Raw genomic sequence first — 17,270 nt, 5'->3', positions numbered from 1 at the left:
AATCTACTTATTAGATAACCCACACTGGCTGTACCTAACATGAATATCTCTGGCGTACAGAGATAACTCCTTGTCGTGGTTCAATATCTGTGCGGTACATCGCTTTTTCAAGGCAGCGCAAGCCGTGTGCGGCCGTGATGAGGGAGCAAGCCTATTGCGCAGGAGGTTGAGGCCGCTGGTCGCGGCGAGGGGGGATGCGTTGGCATGGGGGAAGCCGAAAAGCGCGGATAAAAAAATCCCGGCGCTATCGCGATGATAGGGCCGGGTCATCAAACAAGGAATGGCGATATAAACAAATGCTTTACAGCAAAGACTAACTACGGGGTGTGCAAACTTGCAGACATATGAAAGGAAGAGTGTGGGTGCACAATCCCTCGTCTCCCTCTCGGCAACTATTGCATGAGCTGATAATAGTGTGACGAAGATCACAAAGCAACCATGTGGTGTAATTTTTCAATCAAAATGAAAGACTTTCAGCATTTTTGCTGATTAGGCATGCTGAAAACGCTTTTATTGTAATTTTATTACATCCATTCTGTCAGAAATCGGTGGGTGGCTCCTGCTCTTCCATCAACTCCAGCAGGTTGATGGCAACTGCAATGAAATCAGACTCGGTGACGATGCCGATCAGTTTGCGTCCTTTGAGCACCGGCAGGCAGCCATATCTGTGGCGCTGCAGGTAGAGTGCCGCCTCTTTGATGCCGGCGTGGGGATCTACGCTTGCCACTTGCCGTGTCATGATCTCGTCAAGTTGCACGCTGTCGGTAAATTCGGCTTCCCGCTCCGGGCTGATGAGTAGCAGTTTGGATTCCCGGGTAGCCAGGATATCGGTGAGGGTCACCAACCCCAACAGGTGGTGCTGCTCGTCGACGATGGGAATGTGGCGGATCCGCTCCTGCTGCATCAGCTCCATCGCCTGTTTGACACTGTTTTCCGGACCCAGGGTGAAGGGATGTTCGGTCATGATTTCGGATAAGGTCATCATGGTGAGCCTCCTTGTGTATCTCCCTTCACCCTAGCCCACCCCTCTCTGGCAAAACATGATCAGGGTCAATACAGATCATTAAAGAATCATTAACCGGATGGGTGTAGCAATATTGCTCGCTATCCCTTGTCTCTCTTGGGTTTTTGGTCTTTTGGGTTGCCTTGGAAGATGGGGATAACTAGACTAGCCGCCGATTCCCTTCGAGGTGAAAGATGCAAGTATCCGATTTTCATTTTGATCTGCCCAACGAGCTGATTGCCCGCTATCCGATGGCAGAGCGCACCGCCAGCCGCTTGTTGCAGCTCGATGGTCAAACCGGCGCCCTGCGCCATGGTCAATTTGTCGATGTGCTGGATCAGCTCAATCCGGGCGACCTGCTGGTATTCAACAACACCCGTGTCATTCCGGCGCGCATGTTTGGCCAGAAGGCCAGCGGCGGCAAGCTGGAGGTGCTGGTTGAGCGCATTCTGGACGAGCACAGCGTGCTGGCCCATGTCCGTGCCTCCAAGGCGCCCAAGCCGGGCACCCGTTTGATCATGGATGCGGGTCAGGACGGCAAGAGTGTCGAGGCCGAGATGCGGGCCCGTCACGACGCGCTGTTCGAGATCCACTTCCTCGATCCCCGCCCGGTGCTGGAGATCCTGGAAGCGATTGGCCACATGCCGCTGCCGCCTTATATCGACCGTCCCGACGAGGATGCCGACAAGGAGCGCTACCAGACGGTGTATAACCAAAAGCCGGGTGCGGTGGCGGCACCGACCGCTGGCCTCCACTTTGATCAGGCGCTGCTTGAGAAAATTCGTGCCAAAGGGGTTGAAACTGCCTTCGTGACCCTGCATGTAGGGGCGGGGACCTTTCAGCCGGTGCGAGTGGACAAGATTGAAGATCACCACATGCATTCGGAATATGCCGAAGTGCCGCAAGAGGTGGTGGATGCCATCGCTGCGACCCGTGCCCGCGGTGGCCGGGTGATTGCGGTGGGTACCACTTCGGTGCGCTCCCTTGAGAGTGCTGCCAAGGTAACCCTGGCTCAGGGCAAACCGCTGGCGCCATTCTTTAGTGACACCGACATCTTTATCTTCCCGGGTTACCAGTTCCAGATAGTTGATGCAATGGTCACCAACTTCCATCTGCCGGAGTCGACCCTGATCATGTTGGTCAGCGCCTTTGCCGGTTATGACAACGTGATGGCCGCTTATCAGGCCGCAGTGGCCGGGCAGTACCGTTTCTTCAGCTACGGGGACGCCATGTTCGTTACCCGTCGCCAGGTTGAGGCATAAGCTTCAGCTTATTTACCGGGCCAAGTTCGGCCCTTCATTGTCAGACTGTTTATCTGACGCAGCCGAGGTAGCAATGAAATTTGAACTGAAAACCACCGATGGCCGTGCCCGTCGCGGCCAACTGGTGTTCGAGCGCGGCACTGTACAGACCCCGGCCTTCATGCCGGTCGGTACTTACGGCACCGTCAAGGGGATGACTCCGGAAGAAGTGCGTGAAACTGGCGCTCAGATCCTGCTTGGCAACACCTTCCACCTCTGGCTGCGCCCGGGTCAGGAAGTGATGCGCGCCCACGGCGATCTGCATGACTTCATGAACTGGCAGGGCCCGATCCTGACCGATTCTGGTGGCTTCCAGGTGTTCAGCTTGGGTCACATTCGCAAGATCACCGAGGCGGGTGTGCATTTCCGTCATCCCATCAATGGCGAGAAGATCTTCCTCGATCCCGAAAAGTCGATGGAAATCCAGTACGATCTGGGCTCCGACATCGTGATGATCTTCGACGAGTGCACCCCCTATCCGGCCACTTACGAAGAAGCGCGCAAGTCGATGGAGATGTCCCTGCGCTGGGGCAAGCGCTCCCGCGACAAGTTCGATGCGCTGGGCAATAAAAATGCCCTGTTCGGCATCATCCAGGGCTCGGTCTATGAAGAGCTGCGGGATGTCTCCCTCAATGGCCTGCTGGAGATCGGTTTCGACGGCTATGCGGTCGGCGGCTTGGCAGTGGGTGAGCCCAAAGAGGATATGCACCGCATCCTCGAGCACGTTTGCCCGAAAATTCCGGCCGACAAGCCCCGTTACCTGATGGGAGTAGGCAAGCCGGAAGATCTGGTGGAAGGGGTGCGCCGTGGGGTCGATATGTTCGACTGCGTGATGCCGACTCGCAATGCCCGTAACGGTCATCTGTTCACCACCGATGGGGTGGTCAAGATCCGTAACGCCAAGTATCGCACCGACACCAGCACCCTGGATGCGGATTGCGATTGCTACACCTGCAAAAATTACACTCGTAGCTACCTGTATCATCTGGACAAGTGCAACGAGATCCTCGGTGCCCGTCTGAACACCATTCACAACCTGCGTTATTACCAGCGAGTGATGCAAGGTTTGCGGGACGCGATCGAGCAGGGTAAATTAGACGACTTTGTAACTGAGTTTTACCGTCGGCAAGGGAAGCCTGTGCCTCCGTTAGCTGAAAATGACGTGAAATAACAACAGCGTATCAGCTCGTTATCTTTGTATATCTACATCAACAAGAGGTTGTTAAATGAGCATTATCTCCAAGGCATATGCAGAAGGCGCAGTTCCGGGTGCACAGGGTGGTGGTATGGAAATGATCATCATGCTGGCCGTGTTTGGCCTGATCTTCTACTTCATGATCTATCGTCCCCAGGCCAAGCGTGCCAAAGATCACCGCAATCTGATGAGCTCCTTGTCCAAGGGGGATGAAGTGCTCACCTCCGGTGGCCTGGTTGGCAAGATTGCCAAAGTGGCTGCAGACAGCGATTACCTGGTGATCGCCCTGAACGACCAGACTCAAGTCACCATCAAAAAGGACTTCGTCTCTGCCGTTCTGCCCAAGGGTTCTATCCAGTCCCTTTAATCTCCCAAGGAGCACAGCGTGTTGAATCGCTATCCGCTGTGGAAATACCTGATGGTGGTCCTGGTGATCGCCATCGGTTTTCTATATGCAGCCCCCAATCTTTACGGCGAAGACCCGGCCTTGCAGGTATCTGCCAGCCGTGGTGCCGAAGTCAAGCTAGAGACCCTTGACCTGGTGAAAGAGACGCTTGAAGCGGCCAATATCCCGGTTAAACATGCTGCATTTGAGCACGGCTTCATCCTGATCCGTTTCAAAAATACTGAAGACCAGCTCAAGGGCCGTGACGTTGTTGCCAACAAGCTGGGCGATAACTTCATTACTGCACTCAACCTGGCTCCTTCTACCCCCGCCTGGCTTGAAGCTATCGGTGCTGCGCCGCTCAAGCTTGGCCTGGACCTGCGTGGTGGTGTGCACTTCCTGATGGAAGTGGACATGGCCGAAGCACTGACCAAGCAGCAAGAGCAGATGGTGCAGGATTTTCGTACCGAACTGCGCACCCAGAAGATCCGTTACTCCGGCGTGCGCCGGACCGGTGATCAGGTGCAGGTGATCTTCCGTGATGAAGCCGATCAGGAACGTGCGGCTTCTCATCTGCGTCGTCAGAACCCTGATTTGACCTTCACCACCGAGCAGAAAGGGGATGAATTTGTCCTGCTGGCTGGTCTGAGCGAAGCCAAGATCAAGGAAGTGAAGAAGTACGCTCTCGAGCAGAACATCACCATCATCCGTAACCGGGTCAACGAACTGGGTGTGGCCGAGCCGCTGGTACAACAGCAAGGCGCCGAGCGCATTGTGGTTGAACTGCCCGGTATTCAGGATACCGCCCGCGCCAAGGAGATCCTGGGTGCAACCGCGACCCTGGAATTCCACATGGTCGATGAAACGGCAGATATCCAGGCTGCTGCTGATGGTCGTGTGCCGCCAAGCTCCAAGGTCTATAACGATCGCAACGGTCGTCCTGTGGTGCTGCAAAAGCGGGTGATCCTGACCGGTGACCATATCGTCGGTGCCCAGTCCGGTTTTGACGAGTACAGCCGTCCCCAGGTCAACATCAAGCTTGATGGCCAGGGTGGCAACAAGATGGCCAACTTTACCAAGGACAACGTCGGTAAAGGGATGGCGACCGTGTTCATCGAGTACAAGCCGGTGGGTCAGCCTGGTCCGGATGGCAAGCGCAAGTTCCGCAAGCAGGAGGAGGTGATCAACGTCGCCACCATCCAGTCGCGCCTTGGCAGCCAGTTCCGTATCACCGGGATCGACAACGCCAACGAAGCCCACAACCTGGCGCTGCTGTTGCGTGCCGGTGCCCTGATCGCCCCGATCCAGATCGTCGAAGAGCGCACCATTGGCCCGAGCTTGGGTCAACAGAACATCGACAGCGGTATGGAAGCCATCGGCTGGGCCATGCTGGTGATCGTGCTGTTCATGGGGATCTACTACCGTGCGTTCGGCTGGGTCGCCAACCTGGCGCTCTGTATGAACCTGGTGTTGATTGTCGGCATCATGTCGATGATCCCGGGTGCCACCATGACACTGCCGGGTATCGCCGGTATCGTGTTGACGCTCGGTATGGCGGTGGATGCCAACGTGCTGATCTACGAGCGTATTCGTGAAGAGATCCGCAACGGTCGTGGTGTTCAGCAAGCCATCCATCTGGGCTTTGATCGGGCATTCTCCACCATCGCCGACTCGAACGTTACCTCGCTGATTACTTGCGTGATCCTGTTCGGTATCGGTACTGGCGCCATCAAGGGCTTTGCCCTGACGCTGGGCATTGGTCTGACCGCCTCCATGTTTACTGCCATCACAGTTTCCCGTGCCATTATCAACCTGGCTTGGGGTGGACGGCGCATCGACAAGCTGCCCATCTGAGGATAGAGAAATGTTTCAGATTCTACATTTTGAAAAACCGATCCCGTTTATGCGCTATGCCAAGCCGGGTGTGGTTTTCTCTTCCGTGCTGATGGTGATTGCCCTGTTCTTCCTGTTTGATCGGGGTCTGAACTGGGGTCTGGACTTTACCGGTGGTACTACCATCGAGGTGGGGTTCCAGCAGTCGGTGAGCCTGGACAAGATCCACGACGCATTGGAAGAGCAGAAGATTGAAGGGGCAACCCTGCAACACTTTGGCTCCAGCCGTGACGTGCTGTTCCGCCTGACCCCGAAAGAGGGGGTCAAGGTAGAGCAACAAGGTAACGAAGTGCTGGCGGCCGCCAAGCTACTCGACGAGAGCGCTGTGCTCAAACGCGTCGAGTTCGTCGGCCCTTCCGTGGGTGATGAACTGGCAACAGACGGTGCGCTGGCGATGCTGGCCTCCATCCTCTGTATCTTGGCCTATGTGGCGGTGCGTTTCGAATGGCGTCTGGCGCTTGGGGGGATTCTCTCCCTGGTGCACGACGTGGTGATCACCCTGGGCGTGTTCGCTTACTTCCAGTACGAGTTCGACCTGACCGTACTGGCGGCGCTGATGACCCTGGTGGGTTACTCCCTGAACGATACCATAGTGGTGTTCGACCGCCTGCGGGAGAACTTCCGCAAGGTGCGTAAAGGGGATACCGATTACATTCTGGATCTCTCCATGACCGAGACCCTGAGTCGTACCATCATCACCTCTGGCCTCACCTTCATCGTGGTGCTGGCGTTGCTGCTCAAGGGCGGTGCGCTGATCCACGGTTTTGCCGTGGCCATGGTGATCGGTGTGGCGTTCGGTACTTACTCTTCCATCTATGTGGCGAGTGCATTTGCCATGTTCCTCGGCGTCAAGCGCGAGCACATGCTGCCAACCCAGGTAGAGAAAGAGGGTGCGGAACAACAGGAAATCCTGCCGTAACAGTGAAGGGCGCCGTAAGGCGCTCTTTTCTTATCTCAGTATGCCGCTTGCGGATGCAGAGGTTTCAAGCAACAGGAGTTTATGATGCAACACAATCCTCGTTTTTTGGCGCTGGTTGACGGGATCCGCTCCCGGGTTACCGAGACTGACGTTCACCAGATCAAGCGCTGGCAGGATGAAGGGCGCGCTTTTCATCTGATCGATGTGAGAGAAGAGAGCGAGTGGGCCAAGGGACATTTGCCAAGCGCCCTCTATCTGGGGCGTGGGGTGATAGAGCGAGATATCGAGACCCGTTTCCCCGATCCCGAGACCGAACTCTACCTCTATTGTGGTGGTGGTTTTCGCTCCATTCTGGCGGCGGATAATCTGCAACAGATGGGTTATCGCCGGGTAGTCAGTGTAGATGGCGGTTTTCGGGGTTGGCTGGAAGCCGGATACCCTGTCGAATCCTGATTTATTTGAGGCAGAGGGGCACAGCTACATGACAAAGTGGCGGTGGACCTTTACCATATGCGGGGTCAAGCGTAAGCGTCGGAGTGTTCATTGAACGTCAGGAAAGGGATTGGATACCTCCTTGGTATCCTGTTGTTGCTCCCCATGTGGGGTTGCAGCAGTAGCAATCAAGTTAACACCCCCAAGGTTCCCAAGCAGCAGCCTGCTTCACTGGTTTTGGCGACCCCCCTGCAGGTCTCCTACCAAAGTGAGCTGGCGCTGGCGCGACTCGGGCAGATGCTCGGTGAAATGGAATTGACCACCGAACAACGGGCCGAGCTGTTCTATGAGCGGGCCGTGGTATTTGACCGGGTTGGCCTTCGTTCCCTCGCGCGGCTCGACTTTAACCGTGCCCTGCGTGAAAAGCCGGATTTTGCCGAAGCCTATAACTTCATTGGCGTTTATCTGGTACAGCAGCAAAATTATGACGAAGCCTATGAGGCGTTCGACTCCGCCCTCGAGCTGGCACCTGATTATGACTATGCCTATCTCAATCGTGGTATAGCGCTCTATTATGGTAACCGTCCCGAGCTTGCCAGCGCGGACATGAAGCGCTTCTATGAAGCGCAGCCAGAAGATCCCTATCGGGTGATTTGGCTCTATCTGGCCGAGCAAAAACTCGATGCCCCTGCGGCCATGAGCCGGATGCGCGAACGGCTTAACAAATACGATGACGATGCCTGGAACTGGGATCTGGTGCGCCTCTATATCGGCGAGATCAATGCCTCCCAGCTGATGGGCAACGTAGTGAAAGGGGTGAAGGATAACCGGGAGCTTGCCGAGCGTTTGTGTGAAACCTACTTCTATCTGGGCAAGTTCGAGTTGGCCAAAGGTAACCGCAAGGAAGCCATCAGCTACTTCAAGTTGGCGCTTTCCAACAACGTCTATGACTTTATCGAGCACCGCTATGCGTTGCTGGAGCTGGAGCTGATGGCGCGTAAACCCTTGCCACCGGGTGCCCAGAGTGCCCGTAGCAAGAGCGATAAGCCCTCCTGAACCACACAACAGCTGTAAAAAAGGCCTCAATCAGAGGCCTTTTTGTTAGGTGTGCGTCGGGATTATTCCACCAGAGTCATGCCGGGGATCTGGCGCCAGTAGCCGTTGCAATCGCGATCCTGCTGCAGAACGAGGGGATGATTACCCTGCTGGTTGGCCTTGAAGCGGGCCAGCATCTCCAGTGTCTCCATCCCTTGTGGCGAGAGCCTGACCACATCCACCACGTCTTCCATGCCAGCGAGCTCGTTCCCGAGGTTGTAGCAGTAGCCGGACTGGGTCTGGATCCCGTTGAGATTGAACACCCGCTGCCCTTCGCGGCTGTTGGCCAGCCGTCCGGTCGGATAGTGGATGCAGGCGAGTTCACAGTTATCTTTTGGTTTGTCGAGGGAGCGGGCGGTGAAGCAGCGCGCCGAGTAGGCCAGCGGCAGATGGCCGTAGGCAAACACCTCTACCTCGAACCGGTCGCGCAGTGGGCCCAAATCCTGATTGAGCTGGATCAGCCAGTCGCGGGAGAGCTCCACCGGCATGACCCAGCGTTTCATCCCCTGTTTGAGCAGCATCCGCAGCACATCGGCGTTGTAGGCGTTGATGGCGGGGCCGCAGACAAACGGGATCCCCGCCTCCCAGGCAAGTTGCACCGTACCGAGATCGTTGGCTTCGACCATCAGATCGCCGTTATCGACCAGCCGCTTCACCTCTTTGAGTTCGGAGGGGGCGGAGATGAGGGCGAGGGTAGAGAGCACCACCTGCTTGCCGGCGCTGGCTACCTGACGGGCCAGCGCAATCCAGTCATCGACTTTGAGTTCGCGCCGCTTGCTGCAGACGGTCTCCCCCAAATAGATGATGTCGGCCTGGCTGTCGGCCGCGGCATGGTAAAAAGCGTCGGTATCCGCTTTGGGCCAGTAAAAGAGCACAGGCCCGAGAGAGAATTGCATGTTGTGGGCTCCTTATTGCCACTGACGATGATAGGCACCGAGGGTGGTTTGGCTACCTTCGGAGACGCGGGCGAGCTGGGCATCCCACTCAGGTTTGACTTGATAAGCCGCGGGATTTTCCTGATAGGCATCAATGGCTGCGCGCCAGACCCGGGTCACCTGCTCCACATAGGCGGGGCTGCGCTGACGTCCTTCGATCTTGACTGACTGAACCCCGGTCTGGAACAGCTCCGGTAACAGGCCAAGGGTATTGAGGCTGGTCGGCTCTTCCAGTGCGTGGTAGGTCTGGCCATCCACCTCGAAGCGCCCCTTGCACAGGGTCGGATAGCCGGCGTTTTCACCGGGGCCATAGCGGTCGATCAGCACTTCGTTGAGCCGTGACTCGAGGCCGCTCGGGGTCTCTTCCCAGCGCACGAACTTGGCCGGTGAGCAAGCGCCGACGGTGTTGGGGCTCTCGCCAGTCATGTAGGAGGAGAGATAGCAGCGCCCCTCGGCCATGATGCAGAGGCTGCCAAAGGCGAACACCTCAAGGCCCACATCGGTTTCGCGGGCCAGCTGTTTGACCTGATGCATGGAGAGCACCCGCGGCAGCACCACCCGTTTGACATTGAATTGCTGCTGATAGAAGCGAATGGCGGCGGCATTGGTGGCACTGGCTTGCACCGAGACATGGAGCTCCATCTCCGGATAGTGGCTGCTGGCATATTCCAGTACCGCCAGATCGGCGATGATCAGCGCATCGGCGCCGAGAGCTACCCCGCGATCAACCGCCTGTTTCCATCGTGCATCGGCCCCCGGGTGGGCGAAGGTATTAATGGCAATATGCAGTTTGCGACCATGTTGATGCACATAATCCACCGCCTTTTCCAGTTTGCTGTCGGTAAAGTTGAGACCGGCAAAATGGCGGGCATTGGTGTCATCCTTGAAGCCGATGTAAACCGCATCGGCCCCGTTATCCACGGCGGTTTTCAGTGCCGGCAAACTGCCTGCCGGACAGAGTAATTCCATTGGTATGCTCCGAGAATGCATTATGAAGGGCAAACAAGGCCTGATTGTATGCATCAGTGCCGTCCGGTTTTTTGACCTGAGGCAGCTTTGTGTGGCTTTATCCTTCTTGAGGTAACCCTGCATAAGTTTGATTTCCAACAGGATCTTTGCAGTGGCCCTGTGTTTGAATGCGAAAAAAGGGAGTCTATTGTGTTTCAACAACTGCAACATCGCCTGGTCGAACAGGCTCCGCGCTTCTTGCGCCATCCCCTCAAGCTGGTCCCCTTCAATCTGCAAAAACAGCTGATGGAGAGCCTGTTGGCCCGGGTATTCAAGGAGGCCATCGAAGACGGCGACTTCCAGTTTCTGGCAGACAAGTGGCTGAAAGTCGAAGTTTCTGATCTGGAGCTGTGCTGGTTTATCAGCGAGCAGAGTGGCCAACTGGTGGTGGCCCGTGAGTGTGCCAAGGCTGATGTTTGTTTCAGCGGTACGGTCAACGATCTGATCCTGATTGCCGGACGTAAAGAGGATCCGGATTCGCTGTTTTTTCAGCGCAAGCTGAAGATTGAAGGGGATACCGAGCTGGGTCTGGAGGTAAAAAACCTGATGGATAGCCTGGATCTCGATGGCTTGCCGAGCCTGATGAAGTATCCCCTGATGGACTTGGCGACCTTTATCGATCGCGCCCGCGCCGAGTCAGCGCAGGCTCCGGTGCATGCGGCGCCGAGCCGGTTCCCGCTTTAAGTGATTGCTTACCACATGGGCATGGTGGCGATAACGGTGCCGTGCCCAAAGGCAACGGCATGCCCACAAGCAGGGCACAAACGCTGCGAGCGCTATCGGGGCGGACAGTTGCGATATGACCAGCCCCAGCGCAAGCAACACAAAGGGTTGGGCTTCATAAAGCCACTCGGGTTGCAACCAGCGTTTTGCAGGAAAGATGATGAGATCGGTACGACGATAGCTGGAACGCATCATCCAGGTCACTGCGCCCACGATAAATAGCAGGGCGCCAGCAAACCAGAGTAGTCGTTGCTCGTTGAGCATAATCAGGGCAACGGCTGCCAGCAGATAGAGGCTGGGTAATCTCTCATAGATAAATGGAGGGAGCATGGCTTGATTTCTCCGATCTCATAGAACAGGTATCCTTCAAGTTTAGTGTCCCACCTCGATTGCCTCATGCTTGTTTGTTATACAAATCGCCGCTTTTGTTCTGAAATGGCGCACCTTTTACGGTGCCAAAATAGCGATTGGTTATGTTACTATTACGCGCCATTTTTGACTGTAGATTGACAGGGCATGCTGGATCAAATTCGTATTATTTTGGTAAACACTTCCCATCCCGGCAACATGGGGTCTGCGGCGCGGGCCATGAAGACCATGGGGCTGACTCAGATGGTGCTGGTTGATCCACAAGCTTTGCCGGATGACAATGCCTTCGCCCTGGCGGCAGGGGCCAGCGATGTACTGGCCAATGCGCGCATTGTGTCGACGCTCGATGAAGCGATTGCTGACTGTGGTCTGGTCATTGGCACCAGTGCGCGTTCCCGAACCCTGAGCTGGCCGATGCTCGATCCCCGTGAAGCGGGCGAGAAGTTGGTGCTTGAGGGGATGACGCATCCGGTCGCGCTGGTATTTGGTCGCGAACGTACCGGTCTCACCAATGATGAGCTGCAAAAGTGTCACTACCATGTGGCTATCCCGGCCAATCCGGAATACAGCTCCCTCAATCTGGCCATGGCGGTCCAGACCCTCTGTTACGAAATACGGGTGCACTGGCTGCAAGAGCAGGCAGTCGAACCAGAAGAGGAGATGGCCTATCCGAGTGCTGCCCAACTGGAAGGGTTTTATCAGCATCTGGAACAAACACTGCTAAAGACAGGTTTCATTGCCGATGATCACCCGGGGCATGTGATGAGCAAATTGCGCCGGCTGTTCAATCGTGCCCGGCCGGAAGCATCTGAACTCAATATCTTGCGCGGCATTTTGACCTCGGTTCAGAAAGTGAAAACACCGGATTAACCAACTGTTTTACTCAACCATAATACTTGACTGTTTTTGTCGGGTATGTGACCATGTGCCACATCAAATCGCTTCGCAAGACGGTAAGGCTCATGAGACTGACTTCTAAAGGACGTTACGCTGTAACCGCCATGCTCGACGTGGCACTGCATGCAGAGCAGGGGCCTGTGCCCCTTGCCGATATTTCCGAGCGTCAGGGCATCTCCTTGTCCTACCTCGAACAGCTGTTTGCCCGCCTGCGCAAGCATGGCCTGGTGAGCAGCGTACGTGGTCCGGGTGGTGGTTATCGCCTTGGATTGGCTCCCGACGAGATATCTGTTGGCCAGGTGATCACCGCTGTAGATGAGTCGGTTGATGCCACCAAGTGTCTCGGTAAGGGGGGCTGCCATGGCGGCACCCAGTGTCTGACCCACTCTTTGTGGCGTGATCTCAGTGAGCGAATTTCCAGTTTTCTCGGCGATATCACCCTGGCAGAACTGGTTCGCCAGGCCGATGTACGCCGGATTGCCGGCAAGCAAGATGAACAGATGAAAACCGCGTTGTCCCTGGTTGAACGGGCAGAACGCGGCAATGTGAGCTTGAAAGTCCAACTATAAACAAACGTGCTTTCCACAGTCGTTCGATGTGCGAACAAGGCTGTAACGGAGAAATACATGAAACTGCCTATTTACCTTGATTATTCGGCAACCTGTCCGGTGGACCCGCGTGTCGCAGAAAAAATGATGCAGTGTCTCACCATGGATGGCCTGTTCGGCAATCCGGCTTCCCGTTCCCACCGCTTTGGCTGGCAAGCCGAAGAAGCGGTTGATCTGGCCCGTAATCAAGTGGCAGAGCTGATCGGTGCAGACCCGCGCGAAATCGTCTTTACCTCAGGTGCTACTGAATCCAACAACCTGGCCATCAAGGGCGTTGCACATTTTTACGCCGGCAAAGGCAAGCACATCATCACCTCCAAGACCGAACATAAGGCAGTGCTTGATACTTGCCGCCAGCTGGAGCGTGAAGGGTACGAGGTGACCTACCTCGATCCGATGCCAAATGGTCTGTTTACCATCGAACAAATCAACGCTGCTTTGCGTGATGACACCATTCTGGTGAGCATCATGCATGTCAACAACGAGATTGGCGTGGTGCAAGGCATCGCTGCCATCGGTGAGCTTTGTCGCTCTCGCAAGATCTTGCTGCACGTGGACGCAGTCCAGAGCGTGGGCAAAATCCCGGTAGACGTCGAGGCACTGAAAGTCGATCTGCTCTCCGTCTCTGCGCACAAGGTATATGGTCCAAAGGGGATCGGTGCCCTGTATGTCCGTCGCAAGCCCCGGGTTCGTCTGGAAGCCCAGATGCATGGCGGTGGTCACGAGCGTGGCATGCGTTCTGGCACGTTGCCAACTCATCAGATCGTCGGCATGGGCGAAGCATTCCGTATTGCCAAGGAAGAGATGGCCAGCGAAGCGCCGCACATCATGGCACTGCGTCAGCGTCTGTGGGATGGCATCAAGGATATTGAAGCTGTCTATATCAACGGTGATCTGGAGCAGCGTGTGCCGGGTAACCTCAATGTCAGCTTTGCCTATGTGGAAGGGGAATCCCTGATCATGGCGTTGAAGGATCTGGCGGTTTCTTCCGGTTCAGCCTGTACCTCTGCCAGCCTGGAACCTTCCTATGTGTTGCGTGCGCTGGGTCTTAATGACGAGCTGGCACACAGTTCCATTCGTTTCAGCATGGGTCGCTTTACCACCGAAGAAGAGATTGATTACGCAGTCAAGCTTATTCGTGACTCCATTGGCCGTCTGCGCGAGATGTCTCCACTGTGGGAGATGTATAAAGATGGCGTCGATCTGAACACGGTCGAGTGGGCTCATCACTGATCCAACAGGGTCAGTGAACAACGGAATTAGCAGGAGTGAGATATGGCTTACAGTGAAAAAGTAATCGACCACTATGAAAATCCCCGCAACGTCGGTGGTTTTGACAAGAATGATCCCAGCATCGCAACCGGCATGGTCGGCGCTCCTGCCTGTGGCGACGTGATGAAGCTGCAACTGAAGATCAGCGACGAGGGCATCATCGAAGATGCCAAGTTCAAGACTTACGGCTGTGGCTCCGCCATTGCCTCCAGCTCGCTGGTGACCGAATGGGTCAAGGGCAAGACCCTGGACGAAGCGGCTGGCATCAAGAACACCGATATCGCCGAAGAGCTGGCACTGCCACCGGTAAAGATCCACTGCTCGATTCTGGCTGAGGATGCCATCAAGGCTGCTATCGCCGATTACAAGCAGAAGAAAGGTCTCTAAGCGCCGGAGAGCAGTATGGCTATTACCATGACAGATGCCGCAGCGGCACGGGTGTCTTCTTTTCTGACTAACCGGGGCAAGGGCATTGGCCTGCGCCTCGGCGTCAAGACCACTGGCTGCTCTGGCTTGGCTTATGTGCTCGAGTTTGTTGATGAGCTGGCCGAGGAAGATCAGGTATTCGAGCAGCAGGGTGTGAAAATTATTGTCGATGCCAAGAGTCTGATCCACCTGGACGGAACTCAACTGGATTTCGTCAAGGAGGGCCTCAATGAGGGCTTCCAGTTTAATAATCCCAACGCCAAAGGCGAATGTGGTTGCGGCGAGAGCTTTAATGTCTGACAGGGGTGACCTGAATGACGTGACGGTTGAACTGGCATCTGACCGCCAGTTCAACCGTACTATTTCTGCCGCTATATCGAGAGTGGTTATGACGACCGTTGCCAAGAGGTTTGTATGAACCATTTCGAGCTGTTTGGGCTGGTTGAAGGCTTCGAACTAGACACCCGGCAGTTAGCGGATACCTACCGACAACTGCAAACCCGCTTCCATCCCGATCGTTTTGCTACTGCCCCCGAGCGGGAGCAGCTGGCATCAGTGCAGCATGCAGCTCAAATCAACGAGGCGTTCACCACCCTCAAAGCCCCGCTGCGCCGTGCGGAATATCTGCTCTCCTTACGCGGTACGGATATTCGTGGTGAGCAGCAAACACTGCAAGATACCGCATTTCTGATGCAGCAACTGGAGTGGCGTGAACGTCTGGCTGATTTGAAAGACGACGCTGACCCTGAGCGTGCCATCAAGGATTTTCGCTCTGAAATCAGGCATGATCATCAGCTGCTGATGCAGCAGTTGACCGCCTATCTCGCCGCAGGCGAAGATTTGGGAGCGGCTGACTGCGTCCGCAAACTCAAGTTTGTCGACAAGCTCCTCGAAGAGCTGGAACGATTCGAAGACTCGCTCCTCGAGTCTTGATCCTTTAACGCTGGAAGTTTGATTACCCATGGCATTACTGCAAATAGCCGAGCCCGGCCAGAGCGCTGTACCTCATCAGCACAAACGTGCCGTCGGCATCGATCTCGGCACCACCAACTCTCTCGTTGCTGCGGTTCGCAGCGGTCACGCCGACACCCTTTGCGATGAGCAAGGGCGCGATCTTCTCCCGTCGGTGGTGCATTATCAGCCGGATGCTATTCGAGTGGGTATTGATGCCAAGCGCGAAGCGGCCCTTGATCCGCACAACACCATCGTCTCGGTCAAACGGATGATGGGTAAGGCGCTGGCCGATATTGACACCCGTCAGCAACCCTACCTGTTTGTTGCCGCCGAGAACGGTATGCCCCAGCTGCAAACCTGCCAGGGCTTGGTCAATCCGGTACAGGTATCGGCCGAAATTTTGAAAACACTGGCCGAGCGTGGCTCCGCCTCGCTGGGTGGTGAACTCGACGGCGTGGTCATTACCGTCCCTGCTTATTTCGATGATGCCCAGCGTCAGGGCACCAAAGATGCTGCCCGTCTGGCCGGTCTGCACGTGTTGCGGCTGCTGAACGAACCGACCGCGGCCGCCATCGCCTATGGCCTCGACTCCGGTCAGGAAGGGGTGATTGCGGTTTACGATCTGGGCGGTGGCACCTTCGACATTTCGATTCTTCGTTTGCATCGTGGTGTGTTTGAAGTGATGGCCACCGGGGGCGACTCGGCCCTCGGCGGCGATGACTTCGATCACCTGCTGGCTGACTGGATCAAAGCACAAGCCGGTCTGACCGGCGAACTGGATGCCCGTACCCAGCGCGAACTGCTGGATGTGGCGGCACAGCTCAAACACGGTCTGACCGATGCCGAGCAGGTGGCGTGCACCTTCGCCGGCTGGCAGGGCACTGTGACCCGCAGCCTGTTTGAACAACTCATCACACCGCTGGTGAAGCGAACCCTGCTGGCTTGCCGCCGCGCCCTGCGCGATGCGGATCTTGAGCAGGTGGAAGTGCTGGAAGTGGTGATGGTTGGTGGCTCCACCCGGGTGCCCTTGGTGCGAGAACTGGTAGGGGATTTCTTCCAGCGTACGCCGCTGACCAGTATTGATCCGGACAAGGTGGTTGCCATCGGTGCTGCCATCCAGGCTGATATTCTGGTGGGCAACAAGCCCGATGCCGAAATGCTGCTGCTGGATGTGATCCCGCTGTCACTGGGTCTGGAGACCATGGGTGGCCTCGCCGAGAAGGTGATCCCGCGCAACACCACCATTCCGGTAGCCCGCGCCCAGGAGTTCACCACTTTCAAGGATGGTCAGACCGCCATGGCTATCCATGTGGTGCAGGGAGAGCGCGAGCTGGTCGCTGATTGCCGCTCACTGGCCCGCTTTACCCTGACCGGTATTCCACCCATGGTGGCGGGCGCGGCCCATATTCGTGTCACCTTCCAGGTGGATGCGGATGGTTTGCTGTCGGTCAGTGCCATGGAGAAATCCTCCGGCGTGCAGGCCGAGATCCAGGTCAAGCCATCTTACGGTCTGGCGGAGCAGGACATTCTTACCATGTTGAGCGCTTCCATCGAGAATGCCCAACAGGATATGGATGCCCGCATGCTGGCAGAGCAGCAGGTAGAAGCTGATCGGGTTGCCCTGAGCCTCAACGTCGCCTTGGCCGCCGATGGTGAGTCACTGCTAAGTGCCGCCGAGCGCGCCGACATTGAGGCTGCCATCGCCCACCTGCTGATCATGCGCAGCACGGGCACCACCAATCAAATCAAAGATGCCATTGAGGCGGCCGATGCTGTCAGTGGTGAATTTGCAGCCCGCCGGATGGATGCGTCCATCCGCAAGGTGCTGACCGGACAAAACGTCAACAAGGTGTAA

19 protein-coding genes are annotated in these 17,270 nt (G+C 56.2%); 15 read left to right on the top strand and 4 right to left on the bottom strand.

Annotated features, from left to right (window positions below; translation table 11 throughout):
- Positions 1 to 538 precede the first annotated feature (538 nt).
- Entirely contained in the window at positions 539 to 985 is a 447-nt protein-coding gene (locus ACY8FN_RS16445) for a CBS domain-containing protein (RefSeq protein WP_101316619.1), read from the bottom strand.
- A gap of 212 nt (positions 986 to 1,197) precedes the next feature.
- Here ACY8FN_RS16445 and queA point away from each other — a divergent pair, with 212 nt between their 5' ends.
- The 7 genes from queA to nlpI all read left to right on the top strand — a co-directional run bounded on the left by queA (position 1,198) and on the right by nlpI (position 8,184).
- Positions 1,198 to 2,265 carry a tRNA preQ1(34) S-adenosylmethionine ribosyltransferase-isomerase QueA gene (gene queA, locus ACY8FN_RS16440; protein WP_101316617.1) on the top strand — a complete coding sequence of 356 codons (1,068 nt, stop codon included), beginning with the start codon at positions 1,198 to 1,200 and terminating at the stop codon, positions 2,263 to 2,265.
- Positions 2,266 to 2,338: 73 nt separating this feature from the next.
- A complete protein-coding gene (tgt, locus tag ACY8FN_RS16435) occupies positions 2,339 to 3,475 on the top strand; it encodes a tRNA guanosine(34) transglycosylase Tgt (RefSeq protein ID WP_101316615.1) in 1,137 nt (378 codons plus the stop codon).
- Positions 3,476 to 3,530: 55 nt separating this feature from the next.
- The gene (yajC, locus tag ACY8FN_RS16430; RefSeq protein ID WP_042018994.1) at positions 3,531 to 3,866 is read left to right on the top strand and encodes a preprotein translocase subunit YajC; all 336 of its coding nucleotides are present in this window, start codon (positions 3,531 to 3,533) and stop codon (positions 3,864 to 3,866) included.
- 18 nt (positions 3,867 to 3,884) lie between these two features.
- Positions 3,885 to 5,738: a protein translocase subunit SecD gene (gene secD / locus ACY8FN_RS16425; protein WP_101316613.1), complete on the top strand. Its 1,854-nt coding sequence runs from the start codon at positions 3,885 to 3,887 to the stop codon at positions 5,736 to 5,738.
- A gap of 10 nt (positions 5,739 to 5,748) precedes the next feature.
- Positions 5,749 to 6,696, top strand: a complete 948-nt coding sequence (gene secF, locus ACY8FN_RS16420) for a protein translocase subunit SecF (protein ID WP_101325093.1) — start codon at positions 5,749 to 5,751, stop codon at positions 6,694 to 6,696.
- An 84-nt stretch (positions 6,697 to 6,780) separates the two neighbouring features.
- Complete coding sequence (locus tag ACY8FN_RS16415; protein ID WP_438579198.1) at positions 6,781 to 7,149, top strand: rhodanese-like domain-containing protein; 369 nt, start codon at positions 6,781 to 6,783, stop codon at positions 7,147 to 7,149.
- A gap of 90 nt (positions 7,150 to 7,239) precedes the next feature.
- Positions 7,240 to 8,184 (top strand): lipoprotein NlpI, encoded by a 945-nt coding sequence (gene nlpI, locus ACY8FN_RS16410; RefSeq protein WP_301335802.1) that lies wholly within the window; start codon positions 7,240 to 7,242, stop codon positions 8,182 to 8,184.
- 62 nt (positions 8,185 to 8,246) lie between these two features.
- On the opposite strand, the gene ACY8FN_RS16405 is transcribed toward nlpI, so the two are convergent.
- A complete protein-coding gene (locus tag ACY8FN_RS16405) occupies positions 8,247 to 9,119 on the bottom strand; it encodes a U32 family peptidase (protein ID WP_463100605.1) in 873 nt (290 codons plus the stop codon).
- 12 nt (positions 9,120 to 9,131) lie between these two features.
- Complete coding sequence (gene ubiU, locus ACY8FN_RS16400; RefSeq protein WP_303844846.1) at positions 9,132 to 10,127, bottom strand: ubiquinone anaerobic biosynthesis protein UbiU; 996 nt, start codon at positions 10,125 to 10,127, stop codon at positions 9,132 to 9,134.
- Between the two features lie 189 nt (positions 10,128 to 10,316).
- On the opposite strand from ubiU, the gene ubiT reads away from it, so the two are divergent.
- A complete protein-coding gene (gene ubiT / locus ACY8FN_RS16395; RefSeq protein ID WP_463100604.1) occupies positions 10,317 to 10,850 on the top strand; it encodes a ubiquinone anaerobic biosynthesis accessory factor UbiT in 534 nt (177 codons plus the stop codon).
- Here ubiT and ACY8FN_RS16390 read toward each other — a convergent pair.
- Entirely contained in the window at positions 10,803 to 11,219 is a 417-nt protein-coding gene (locus ACY8FN_RS16390; protein ID WP_101316599.1) for a hypothetical protein, read from the bottom strand. The two genes, ubiT and ACY8FN_RS16390, sit on opposite strands and share 48 nt — an antisense overlap.
- A 186-nt stretch (positions 11,220 to 11,405) precedes the next feature.
- On the opposite strand from ACY8FN_RS16390, the gene trmJ reads away from it, so the two are divergent.
- The 7 genes from trmJ (at position 11,406) to hscA (ending at position 17,270) form a co-directional block, all read left to right on the top strand.
- Positions 11,406 to 12,128, top strand: a complete 723-nt coding sequence (gene trmJ / locus ACY8FN_RS16385) for a tRNA (cytosine(32)/uridine(32)-2'-O)-methyltransferase TrmJ (protein WP_101316597.1) — start codon at positions 11,406 to 11,408, stop codon at positions 12,126 to 12,128.
- A 92-nt stretch (positions 12,129 to 12,220) separates the two neighbouring features.
- On the top strand, positions 12,221 to 12,724 hold the full coding sequence (iscR, locus tag ACY8FN_RS16380) for a Fe-S cluster assembly transcriptional regulator IscR (RefSeq protein WP_101316595.1): 504 nt from the start codon (positions 12,221 to 12,223) through the stop codon (positions 12,722 to 12,724).
- 57 nt (positions 12,725 to 12,781) lie between these two features.
- Positions 12,782 to 13,996, top strand: coding sequence for an IscS subfamily cysteine desulfurase (locus ACY8FN_RS16375; protein WP_463100603.1), 1,215 nt, complete (start codon positions 12,782 to 12,784; stop codon positions 13,994 to 13,996).
- A gap of 42 nt (positions 13,997 to 14,038) precedes the next feature.
- On the top strand, positions 14,039 to 14,422 hold the full coding sequence (gene iscU / locus ACY8FN_RS16370; protein WP_040094674.1) for a Fe-S cluster assembly scaffold IscU: 384 nt from the start codon (positions 14,039 to 14,041) through the stop codon (positions 14,420 to 14,422).
- A 15-nt stretch (positions 14,423 to 14,437) separates the two neighbouring features.
- On the top strand, positions 14,438 to 14,761 hold the full coding sequence (gene iscA, locus ACY8FN_RS16365) for an iron-sulfur cluster assembly protein IscA (protein WP_042019010.1): 324 nt from the start codon (positions 14,438 to 14,440) through the stop codon (positions 14,759 to 14,761).
- Between the two features lie 114 nt (positions 14,762 to 14,875).
- Positions 14,876 to 15,394 (top strand): co-chaperone HscB, encoded by a 519-nt coding sequence (gene hscB / locus ACY8FN_RS16360; protein WP_042019011.1) that lies wholly within the window; start codon positions 14,876 to 14,878, stop codon positions 15,392 to 15,394.
- Between the two features lie 28 nt (positions 15,395 to 15,422).
- Positions 15,423 to 17,270, top strand: coding sequence for a Fe-S protein assembly chaperone HscA (gene hscA / locus ACY8FN_RS16355; protein ID WP_463100602.1), 1,848 nt, complete (start codon positions 15,423 to 15,425; stop codon positions 17,268 to 17,270).

It is taken from the genome of Aeromonas sp. 160P (assembly GCF_055193095.1).
The sequence above is the reverse complement of the archived record's forward strand: the minus strand, read 5'-3'. Positions and strand labels throughout refer to the sequence as shown.

Excerpts from the sequence above, each read along its gene's own strand:
- ACY8FN_RS16445 (WP_101316619.1), bottom strand. The coding sequence starts at position 985 with ATGATGACCTTATCCGAAATCATGACCGAACATCCCTTCACCCTGGGT.
- queA (WP_101316617.1), top strand. The coding sequence starts at position 1,198 with ATGCAAGTATCCGATTTTCATTTTGATCTGCCCAACGAGCTGATTGCC.
- tgt (WP_101316615.1), top strand. The coding sequence starts at position 2,339 with ATGAAATTTGAACTGAAAACCACCGATGGCCGTGCCCGTCGCGGCCAA.
- yajC (WP_042018994.1), top strand. The coding sequence starts at position 3,531 with ATGAGCATTATCTCCAAGGCATATGCAGAAGGCGCAGTTCCGGGTGCA.
- secF (WP_101325093.1), top strand. The coding sequence starts at position 5,749 with ATGTTTCAGATTCTACATTTTGAAAAACCGATCCCGTTTATGCGCTAT.
- ACY8FN_RS16415 (WP_438579198.1), top strand. The coding sequence starts at position 6,781 with ATGCAACACAATCCTCGTTTTTTGGCGCTGGTTGACGGGATCCGCTCC.
- ACY8FN_RS16405 (WP_463100605.1), bottom strand. The coding sequence starts at position 9,119 with ATGCAATTCTCTCTCGGGCCTGTGCTCTTTTACTGGCCCAAAGCGGAT.
- ubiU (WP_303844846.1), bottom strand. The coding sequence starts at position 10,127 with ATGGAATTACTCTGTCCGGCAGGCAGTTTGCCGGCACTGAAAACCGCC.
- ACY8FN_RS16390 (WP_101316599.1), bottom strand. The coding sequence starts at position 11,219 with ATGCTCCCTCCATTTATCTATGAGAGATTACCCAGCCTCTATCTGCTG.
- trmJ (WP_101316597.1), top strand. The coding sequence starts at position 11,406 with ATGCTGGATCAAATTCGTATTATTTTGGTAAACACTTCCCATCCCGGC.
- iscR (WP_101316595.1), top strand. The coding sequence starts at position 12,221 with ATGAGACTGACTTCTAAAGGACGTTACGCTGTAACCGCCATGCTCGAC.
- ACY8FN_RS16375 (WP_463100603.1), top strand. The coding sequence starts at position 12,782 with ATGAAACTGCCTATTTACCTTGATTATTCGGCAACCTGTCCGGTGGAC.
- iscU (WP_040094674.1), top strand. The coding sequence starts at position 14,039 with ATGGCTTACAGTGAAAAAGTAATCGACCACTATGAAAATCCCCGCAAC.
- iscA (WP_042019010.1), top strand. The coding sequence starts at position 14,438 with ATGGCTATTACCATGACAGATGCCGCAGCGGCACGGGTGTCTTCTTTT.
- hscB (WP_042019011.1), top strand. The coding sequence starts at position 14,876 with ATGAACCATTTCGAGCTGTTTGGGCTGGTTGAAGGCTTCGAACTAGAC.
- hscA (WP_463100602.1), top strand. The coding sequence starts at position 15,423 with ATGGCATTACTGCAAATAGCCGAGCCCGGCCAGAGCGCTGTACCTCAT.